7 protein-coding genes and 1 riboswitch are annotated in these 9,439 nt (G+C 57.4%); of the genes, 2 read left to right on the forward strand and 5 right to left on the reverse strand.

Annotated elements, in window-relative coordinates:
• Positions 1 to 190: 190 nt before the first annotated feature.
• Genes D7M11_RS37615 through D7M11_RS33250 form a run of 3 tightly spaced genes read right to left on the reverse strand, consistent with a single transcriptional unit; the run spans position 191 to position 4,001 of the window.
• Positions 191 to 2,332 (reverse strand): LuxR C-terminal-related transcriptional regulator, encoded by a 2,142-nt coding sequence (locus D7M11_RS37615; RefSeq protein ID WP_193556340.1) that lies wholly within the window; start codon positions 2,330 to 2,332, stop codon positions 191 to 193.
• Positions 2,317 to 2,568 (reverse strand): hypothetical protein, encoded by a 252-nt coding sequence (locus tag D7M11_RS33245; protein WP_120751581.1) that lies wholly within the window; start codon positions 2,566 to 2,568, stop codon positions 2,317 to 2,319. The genes D7M11_RS37615 and D7M11_RS33245 overlap by 16 nt, the downstream gene beginning before the upstream one ends.
• A gap of 23 nt (positions 2,569 to 2,591) precedes the next feature.
• The gene (locus D7M11_RS33250; protein ID WP_120751582.1) at positions 2,592 to 4,001 is read right to left on the reverse strand and encodes an ATPase domain-containing protein; all 1,410 of its coding nucleotides are present in this window, start codon (positions 3,999 to 4,001) and stop codon (positions 2,592 to 2,594) included.
• A gap of 203 nt (positions 4,002 to 4,204) precedes the next feature.
• Between D7M11_RS33250 and D7M11_RS33255 the strand changes: the two genes are divergently transcribed.
• On the forward strand, positions 4,205 to 5,794 hold the full coding sequence (locus D7M11_RS33255) for an S-layer homology domain-containing protein (protein ID WP_240041419.1): 1,590 nt from the start codon (positions 4,205 to 4,207) through the stop codon (positions 5,792 to 5,794).
• 163 nt (positions 5,795 to 5,957) lie between these two features.
• Here the strand turns inward: D7M11_RS33255 and D7M11_RS33260 are convergent, their stop codons facing one another.
• Together D7M11_RS33260 and D7M11_RS33265 are read right to left on the reverse strand one after the other, a co-directional pair.
• The gene (locus tag D7M11_RS33260; protein ID WP_240041420.1) at positions 5,958 to 6,860 is read right to left on the reverse strand and encodes a C40 family peptidase; all 903 of its coding nucleotides are present in this window, start codon (positions 6,858 to 6,860) and stop codon (positions 5,958 to 5,960) included.
• Between the two features lies 1 nt (position 6,861).
• A riboswitch (cyclic di-AMP (ydaO/yuaA leader) is annotated at positions 6,862 to 7,008 on the reverse strand.
• A 61-nt stretch (positions 7,009 to 7,069) separates the two neighbouring features.
• Positions 7,070 to 7,957, reverse strand: coding sequence for a helix-turn-helix transcriptional regulator (locus D7M11_RS33265; protein ID WP_120751584.1), 888 nt, complete (start codon positions 7,955 to 7,957; stop codon positions 7,070 to 7,072).
• Positions 7,958 to 8,176: 219 nt separating this feature from the next.
• Between D7M11_RS33265 and D7M11_RS33270 the strand changes: the two genes are divergently transcribed.
• Positions 8,177 to 9,055 carry a phytanoyl-CoA dioxygenase family protein gene (locus D7M11_RS33270; protein WP_120751585.1) on the forward strand — a complete coding sequence of 293 codons (879 nt, stop codon included), beginning with the start codon at positions 8,177 to 8,179 and terminating at the stop codon, positions 9,053 to 9,055.
• Positions 9,056 to 9,439: the final 384 nt, after the last annotated feature.

The raw sequence follows: 9,439 nt of genomic DNA on the forward strand, positions 1-9,439 counted from the left end.
AGGTATCCCCGACTCTTCTTATCTTTGCAATCGGCGGGAGGCGGTCCTGTCCTACTACATTCCTAGTGGGAGCGGCGGCTTCTGAATCGGCTTCCTATTGAAGCGGCGGCCCGGGTAGTAGAAACGCAAAAAAACCGTCCCGGCTCAGCGGCCGGAAGACGGTTCTGTTTCTTTGATGCGAGTTCCAAGCTCAGCGATTCCAGCCGGACTTGTATACGAGCGCAATCGCCTGCGCCCGATCGGTAACGCCGAGCTTGTGGAAAATGTTCGTCATATGGTTTTTGACCGTATGCTCGCTGATCCTAAGCTCCTCCGCGATTTCGCGGTTGCTTTTGCCGAGCAGCACGTGGCCGAGCACCTCCTGCTCGCGCGAAGACAGCGAGGACATCTCTGCCGGAAGCCGAATGTCGGGCCGCTCCGGCACGGCGGGTTCCTTGGTCGCCGCAGCCTCTTCCGCAAACGAAAATTCCTTCTCCACCACTTCTCTCGATTCAATAAAAGAACGGAATGCCTTGCGAAGCTTCGGAGTCACCGTACGCAGCGAATCGACAGCTTCCAGATCGCGGCCGAATTGAAGATACGTATAAATCATTGCAATGATCTGGCCCCCGGCGCCATACGCCGGTCCGGACGACTGCGTCCTGCCCTCTCCGACATCGCCCGTAATCGCATGAAAGTCGCGTATGATCGCAAGCTGCTCCGGGCTCGGCAGCAGATCGTCCCCAAGAAACGAGGGCGGGTACGGGTAAATGAGGCACGCCTCGCCGATCTGCTTCAACTCCGCGTCGGACAGCTTCAAGGAACGGGCGAACGGCAGCGCCAGCTCCTGCGCCTCGTGGGTCATCTGGTACATATACGCATCCCAGTAACCGAGCGCCCGGTTCAGCAGCTGGACGGCATCCCCGCTATCGATTCTGCCCTTGCCCCACAGCCGGTACAGGACGGAGGAAGCCGCCTGCGCCACGATCGTCATATAGTCCCGGTACAGCACGTATTGCTCGGTATGCTTCAAGGCAATGCACCAGACGCCGAGCAGCTCCTTCGCGTAATAGAGCGGGCATTCGAGCATCGGAGGCGTGTCCGCCCCTTCGTACAGCTCGGTTTCGGGGGCGGACGTTCCGCCTTCGCGCCTTGCCCACCGCCCCGCCACCTCCTTCACCAGCTTCTCGGCCTGCTGCCCGCCGAGTCCTCTGGACACGAGCTGGACCTTGCTGCTCGACTGCTTCAGAACGACACAGCAAAAAGACCCTTCGACCAAATTCAGGCTCATGTCCACCAAAATGTAACTAAGCCGCTTCGCATCCTGCGCCTGATTAATCGCCCCGCAAGTTTCCACGAAGGTGGACAGACGGGTGAAATTCGTGTCGCGATCTTCGCGGACGGTTTCGAGCGTAAGCTGCTTCGACCAATTCGCCCCGTACGCCTGCACGAACGAGCGCGCGTTTTTGCCGAGAGACGGCTCCGTAACGCTCCCTCCGAACAGAATGCCGGCCAGCTCGCGCTCCCGCATAACAGGCACGCAAAAAAACGCGGTCGGATAAAGACCGCGCTCCGCGAACACGAACGTTCTCGGATCATGGTCCGTATACTCCCAAAAAGCCGGCTTGCGCGTAGTAGCCACTTGTCCGACAAACCCTTCGCCGAGCGAAAACGACAACCCGCTTACGGACTCGGCAGCCGCTCCCGCATAGGCGCCGATCGTAAACCGCAGCCCTTCCGTCTTGGCCGCATAGCCGGCGAATTCCAGCTCGTCCGAGGCGGCGACCAGCCCTCTGATCCGCTCGGCGGGGGAACCGCCGCCGATCGTCATTCGCCGCAGCAGCTCCATCGAGCGGAGGAACGACCGCTCTGTATATTCAGGCTTCAGTACGCCCTCGGCCACGGCCGCAAGCCGCCCGATCTGGGCCACCGCCTTCTCGGTATGTCCCGGCTCGGCAAGCGAAACAGCTCCCCATAAACGCGTCCACGGGATGTCCGTCTCGCCGGACACCTCATGACTCATCGCCTGAGCTATCGCCTTTTCATCGACAAGACAACCGCCCCATACGTAGCAGATCTGCTCCTTGTTCGGAAATATAGGCGCCATCAGCAGCCATACGCCCGGAGCGACTCCCAGCACGACTCCGTGCCGCGTCCCCGCGTAGCTCTGGATCAGCTCGGACTGGCAAGCCTTCAGCTTGTCCCGGCACATCGCCATCTCCGGGGCCGAGGCGATCGTGCCGGACGGTCGCGTTAACCATTCCCCACGATCGTTCGTCAGCATAACCGATAGTCCGCTTTCCTCCGCAAAAAGATCCTGCAAGCTTTGCGCCAGGCTCAGATGACGTTCCATTGCACGTCCAGATCCTCGGAATAATGAGGCTCGATGTAACGGTAAATGGAACGCGAACCATTGCCCGTCTTCTCCAAAATGGCCAGCGAGACGAGCCGGCACAACACCGGGTCGAGATGCTCCGTTTTGCGTCCGAGCCGCAGGGAGATTCCTTCCGCCGTTTCGATGCTGTACGGGTTATTTTGAAAAAACCGGGTGCACTCCATTTGCAATTGCCAAGTATCTTCTTCAGTCATCGTATGCCTCCCGTCTGGCGATATCAGGACAATCTCATGAAAGGAGCCTGCGTCGTCGTTTCCACGACATAGGGCTCGGATATAACACCGTTTGGCGATTTGGTTACTTGCATATATTGGTACGCGCCGTCGACCCACGTCCGAATGACGCCGTTGGACGTTCTCTCCAGAAACGCGGACACCTCCGGCCCGATTTCGCTAAAATTGCACAGCACGAGCATCGTCATGCCCAGCGCCTTCACTCCTGCCGCATCGGCGGCGAAATATTTCGCGATATATTCCTTGCCCCGTTCCGCCAATATCGTGTTCAGATCGTAATAGGCGAACCAGTTGCCGCCCCCGGACACAAGCGCCGTTATTTTCTGCTCCACGATGTTCCGGTACTCCGCATTGTTCATCCTGCTGACGTCCAGCACGTTCGCTTCGCAGTTCGGCGGGTACGGACGCGTGTAATGCTCGATAAAATAAATTCGTTCTTCTTCGGCCATGCCGCTCATCGAAAGCCCTTGAAGCGCTAACATTTTGTCCAGATCGTGCGGCGTCAAAAAGCTCGACAGCATCGCCATCACTTTTTCCCCATCCCGGATGCGGTTAGCAAGCACGGAAGCGATGAAATATTTATAGTTCGCCTTACTGTTCGTATCCAGCAGGTAAACGCTTCCACGCGTCAAGCCTCCTTCCAGCAGCTCGTCCAGCGCGGCTACGCCGGTCGGCACCCTGGACCGCCCGTTCAACAACGCCAAATCCTCGATCATCGACCTCGCCGGAATGAGCCTGATCCCGTTATCGGTCAATCGGTACACATGCTCGCCTTCGCGGATGCGCCTGCCGCGCATCTTCAATATTTCCAGCATGCGCACGCGGTATTTGTCCATATGCGGCTTCAGGCTCAGCTTCATAAAGCCGTCGGCGATATACGCTTCGAAGCCGCTTTGCTCGTCCGCCGCTTCCCGCTCCTTCACCAGCAGCGAGGTAAGCTCCAGTTTGCGGAGCAGGTTGCGCAGCTTGTACAGCATCCGGCGATGCTCCTCTTCGCTTGCGGCCCCGTAGCGGAACAGGCTGATGCTGTCGACGACGATCCGTTTGCAATTCAGCTCGCGGATCATGCTCTCGATCAGCCCTCCGGGCTCGATCATTTGCTCGAGAAAAATATCGGGCGACATGCCGACCACACGAAGCAGGCCCTCTCTCTCCAGCTGTCGCAAATCCCATTCGAAGGCTAACATATCGCGGTACAACTGCTCCGGAAATTCTTCGAACGTAATGTATATGCCGGCTTCCCGGTCCTTCAGCGCCCCGTAATACAGAAACTGCATGCCAAGGGTCGTCTTGCCCGTACCGGGAGCGCCTTCAACTACAATGGTAGATCCTCGCGGGAAACCGCCGTGAAGCAATACGTCCAATCCGCGAATGCCTGTAGGAACTGTTCCCATCCTCGATCACCCTGCGAGTTATTTAGTGTCGCTTGCGTTCTCCATTTTACCACAGAAACAGGCAATGCGGAGCATAAGTATAACGTCTATTCGTGTATTGACATTATTTATGCATTGTCCGGGGAGCGCTTGTTTCGGCACAATGGAAGTAATCTTTTTTCGGCTCAAGAAAGGAATCGATGCGAATGGCGATTTTAAGTCGGTTGCGAACGACGGCGGCGCTGGCCGCCGCCTTGATCATAACGAGCGCGGGCGTCTCTGGGCTTGCGGAGGCTGCGCGGTTTCAAATGTCCTACCTGTATGCCGGGCCTGCCGAATATATTTCCTATGTCGACCGGACTGACGGGGCGATGCAGGTCGTATCGCCCAGCTACTTCGATCTGGGCCCGGACGGGAGCCTGCTGCTGACGGACATGGTCGATCCGTCCTTCGTTAGCGATATGCATAAACGGGGCATCCGGGTTGTGCCGTTTCTTAGCAATCATTGGGATCGTGATACCGGCCTTCAGGCGCTGGCGAAGCGCGAGACACTCGCAACCCAAATCGCGGCAGCCGTAAGTAAGTACGGGCTGGATGGCGTGAACGTGGATATCGAGAATGTGACGGAAACGTCGCGGGACGATTTTACCGACCTGGTGAAGCGGCTGCGTGAAAACTTGCCTGCGGACAAGGAAGTGTCCGTCGCCGTTGCCGCCAATCCGACAGGGACTACGAAAGGATGGCTCGGCTCGTACGATTATGCCGCGCTTGCCAAATACAGCGATTACTTGATGGTGATGGCTTACGACGAATCGTCCACCGGCGACGCGGACCCGGGGCCGGTGGCGAGCCTTAGCTTCGTCGAGCGGTCGATCCGGTATGCGCTGCGTTATGCGCCGCCCGAGCGGATCGTTCTCGGCTTGCCGTTTTACGGGCGCTACTGGAAGACGGACGGGACGGTAAATGGCGAGGGCATACCAGGGCGCAGCGTCCCTGAGCTCGTCTCCCGTTACGGCGGCACTACCGTCTATGATTCAGCCAGCGAATCGGCGGTAAGCACGTTTACGATACCGGAGAGCGAAACCCAGCTCCCCGTCGTCAGCTATAAGACCTTAAATCCTGGCATGTATACCGTCTGGCATGAGAACGAGCAGTCGATGAAAAAGAAGCTCCAGCTCGTAAGCCAGTATGGGCTCAAAGGCACCGGAAGCTGGAGCCTCGGGCAGGAGGACGCGAGTTCCTGGAGCTACATGACGCTATGGGTAAACGGCGCTTTCTTCGCCGATGCGCAAAACCATTGGGCGCAAAATGAAATCGCAGCGGCGGCCGCGAAAGGCTGGATGACCGGGACGGCCGAAGGCCGGTTCAGCCCGGAAACGTCGCTGACGCGGGCCGAAGCCGCAACGATCCTGACCCGCTCTTTGCTGCCCGGGCAAGCCGCGCCCGCCGGTGCAGCAGGCTTCGCCGATGTGCCCGCAACGCACTGGGCGAGCGGGGCAATCGCCCTAGCGAAGCAAGCCGGCATCGTCGATGGCGCAGGGGTGAGCGTGTTTAAGCCCGATAGCTCGGTGACACGGGCTGAGATGGCAGCGATGCTCGCCAGAGCGCTGAAGCTGTCCGCCCCTCCGGGAGCGAACGCGGCTTTCTCCGACGTCCGCGCGGACAACTGGGCGTATCCGTACATTCAGGCGCTCGTCGCGCAGGGAGCTTTGCAGGGCTACGAGCCGGGACGATTCCGCCCGGACGAGCCGATCTCCCGCGCGCAGATGGCGGCGATTCTGGATCGCCTTTCCTCAGTCATTCCGGCGAAATGACCGGCACACGTCTGCCCTTAACCGCATCAATCGTTATGGCCGTTAAACGATTAACGGCCTAAAACGGCAAACAACCTCCGCCGATGCGCTCTTCCGAGCGTTTTGGCGGAGGTTGTTTCATTTTAACGATACGAATCGAGTCCGGCAGACGTTATCGCTTCAGCTAGAGCACACGCTTCGCCCCTATGTATTTCGATCCCCAGTAAGAGCTGTACACGGAATCGATCTTCGTCCCCGACGACGTCGTCGCGGATACGAACTGGCCGTCTCCCAAGTAAATGCCGACATGCGTCGTCGACTTGCCGATTTTGAAAAAGACGAGATCGCCGGTTTGCAAGCCGATTACCGATTGGCCCACGTTATCGTACATATCGAGAGAGGTCCGCGGCAGCTCGACGCCATACTGGTCGAAGACGTAATTGACGAACCCCGAGCAGTCGAATCCTTTCGTCGTCGTGCCTCCCCATACGTAACGGATGCCAAGCAGATTCTGGGCGGTGCTCGCCACCTTGTCCGCGACCGTCGGGGTGTAGGCTGCTGCTACCGCAGCTGCTGCCGGGGCGGGAGCAGGCGGAGCATACCAGGCCGGAGCATGGTATTTCCCATCCTGGCCGATGATGGCGATGTCGTTGTCGGCGTCCCATTGTACGATAGAACCGAGCAGTTCCGATACGGCCCGTACCGGGATGAATAACGTTCCTTGCTTGTTCATCGCGGCGGAGGTCAGCTTAACCGGCTTGCCGTCCACCTTCCATTCGTTCTTGCCCGTCTCGGCTTCAATGGTCTTCGTATGATCCGCATTTTGCATGAGGACGGCAATCTGCCCATTGTTCATGCGCCAGTCCAGCTTGTAGCCCATCGCTTCAAACAGCGGCCGGGCCGGTACGAGCGTCTGCCCGCTGACATCGATGAACGGCTGTGTCTCCGGGAAAGCTACGAGCGCGTCGTTCACCTGAACCTTCACTTCCGATCCGGCTCCGTTCGCGGAAGCTTGCCCAGCCCCCAGAACCGAAACGGACGCCCACACGGCACACGACAAAAAAACGGTTTTCCACAAACGTTTCAAACAGTTCCCTCCTGCTGCCTCCGAGGTTAGTTGACGGGTTAGGGAAGAGGATTTCCCCTGCCTCGCTATGGAGCTAAAGGCATTCACCCCGAGTAAATCGTCCCCCGTACCGGATATTCGGTATATCCGGATTCGGCAAGTTTATAATTTGGGTTTAAGGGTAGCACAACATTTTTCAGCGGGTCAACCCACAAATATTTACACTGCTCCTACAGCCCCTTTTGACCGTAACTGATCTGCAGCTTGCGGTATGCTTGCGGAGACTCGCCGTATACGCGGCGAAACAGCCGCGCAAAGTAGGACGGCTCCTCGTAACCGAGCTTCTCCGCGATCGTATACACGGGAAGGTCGGTGAAGGCGAGCAAATGGCCGGCCTCGCGCAACCGCGCCGTCTGCAGGAAGCCCATCGGCGTTTCGCCGGTTCGTTCCTTGAACAGCCGGCACAAATAGTTAGGGGTCACGTGAACCGATTGCGCCGTTTCCGCCAGCGTGACCGGCCGGTGCCAGTTCGACAGCAGAAACCGCTTCGCCCGCTCGACCGTTTCCTCCGCCGTATTCGGCGTTTTCTCCGCCTGGACGATGCTTGCCACGATCGTTTCGACCCGCGTCAGCAGTTCCGCCACTGTAACAGCGAAGTGAGACTTCAGAAGCGGAATGTCGTACAAAGCGAGAATGCGTCGGTACCCTTCCTCCAGCATCGGCCGAAACCGCGGCGGAACCGTCAGCGGAGCCGAGCGAAGGGCGCCGCCGATCTCGATCGCCCGGCTCTCTTCGATCATATCGAACAAGTTCATTTCGGCCGGTTCGCCGCATTTGTTGCGCAAAATAAACGTGCTTTCCAAATTCGTGAGAGGGCCGTCCGTTCCGAAATGAAACTGGTGCGGCTCATTCGGATGAATGACGAACAGATGTCCCGGTTCGACTACCGACGCCATATCGCCGACCGTAAACATCCCTTTGCCCTCTAAAATATACATGACGTGAAAGACCGGATGCACGTGACGCTTCACAAAAGCGTCGTCGCGTCCCGCCATCAGATTCGTCGTAACATGATCGATCGTGAACGATCGACCTCCCGCCTCGAGCCGGAAGTCCATCTGCCTTCTCCTTTGACTGGTTCGAGGATACGATGATCCCCTCAGCTATCGATATAGTTCGATATCCCGCGCCATATTCCTGCCTTCGGCACGACCGCCTGCCAAAACGAACGAGGATAATATCGTACGGGTTCCGGGATAGATTGTTCCTTCAACCGCAGCCGCCGTTTTCTTATACTGAAATCGTTACAGAACGATATACGGCGGAGGGGAACGAAGATGGCGCTAACGATGGAGCAAGTGATCCGGTTTCAGACGGAAGGATATTTAATCGCAGAAAACGTATTTACCGAAGAGGACATGCGGCCGTTAATCGAAGAGATCGAGAGCTTTATCGAGGAACGCGCGCAGCAGTTTTATAAGGAGGGGCGGATCACCAATTTGTACCCGGACGAACCGTTTGAGAGACGCTTCGCGCTGCTGTACGAGCAATGCCCGGACATCAACCGGAAATTCGATATTATGCACCTGCTCGGCCCGGCCATGTTCAACTTCCTGACGAACCCGAAGCTGCTGGACGTAGCCGAATGCTTGCTCGGCAGCGAGCTTTCCTGCAATCCGATCCAGCATCTGCGGTCGAAAATGCCGTGGAAGGGAGAAGGCGAGCAGGCCGCAAGCATGGAAAATGTGCCGTGGCATCAGGATGCCGCCGTCACCGCTCCCGAATCGGAGGCTTCCGAGATTTACACGTTCTGGCTGCCGCTGATCGATGTGACCCGGGAAACCGGCTGTATGGAAATTATTCCTCATTCGTTCAAAAACGGCTATTTAAAGCATCAGGCCGAAGGCGGCACAACGATCGTGAATGAGCTTCTCCCTACGCTCCCGGCGATTACAGCAGCGTGCAAGAGAGGCAGCATCGTCATCATGAACAAATATACGCCGCACCGGGGGACATCGAACCGTTCCGACTTTGTGCGCTGGTCGCTTGACCTCCGCTATCATAAAACCGGGGCGCATTCCGGCCGCGACTTCCATCCTTCGTTCGTCGCCCGCAGCAGGCTTGAGCCGGACAGCGTCTTGACCGACGCAAACGAGTGGCGCCAAATATGGAAAGACGCGCTCGCGAAGCCTGCGCAGAAGGCGCACCGGGTGTAATAAATCGGTCCCCCAAAAGTGACGTGGCACTCCGCAGATTCGACCTGAATATTCATGGCAAAAGACGCCTCCATCCCCACGTTTACAGTGGTTTTGGAAGTCTTTTGCCTATCATTTGGGATTGTTTCGTTCGGCTCCCCTTTGGGGACAGCCCTTTACGTCTATTCGGTTTTGGACGGGAATGGTACTGCGACGGCTGAACCAGCGGACACTGACGGAAAGAGTAGATGTCGGTGTCAGGAGTAAGTCGGTTTATAATAAGAGTCTTTGAGGCCACTAGCGTTGCAAAGACTCTATCACACTATGTCAGGTCGTGCTGAATTGAGGAAAAATTCATTTCATTACTTTATTTTACATTAACTTTTTCCGGGAATCCGCCAAAAA

Source organism: Paenibacillus ginsengarvi (genome assembly GCF_003626695.1).
In the GTDB taxonomy this organism is placed as follows: Bacteria; Bacillota; Bacilli; order Paenibacillales; family NBRC-103111; genus Paenibacillus_AB; species Paenibacillus_AB ginsengarvi.

Bases quoted from the DNA above. Each gene is read 5' to 3' on its own strand.
- D7M11_RS37615 (WP_193556340.1), bottom strand. From the start codon at position 2,332: ATGGAACGTCATCTGAGCCTGGCGCAAAGCTTGCAGGATCTTTTTGCG.
- D7M11_RS33250 (WP_120751582.1), bottom strand. From the start codon at position 4,001: ATGGGAACAGTTCCTACAGGCATTCGCGGATTGGACGTATTGCTTCAC.
- D7M11_RS33270 (WP_120751585.1), top strand. From the start codon at position 8,177: ATGGCGCTAACGATGGAGCAAGTGATCCGGTTTCAGACGGAAGGATAT.
- D7M11_RS33245 (WP_120751581.1), bottom strand. From the start codon at position 2,568: ATGACTGAAGAAGATACTTGGCAATTGCAAATGGAGTGCACCCGGTTT.
- D7M11_RS33265 (WP_120751584.1), bottom strand. From the start codon at position 7,957: ATGGACTTCCGGCTCGAGGCGGGAGGTCGATCGTTCACGATCGATCAT.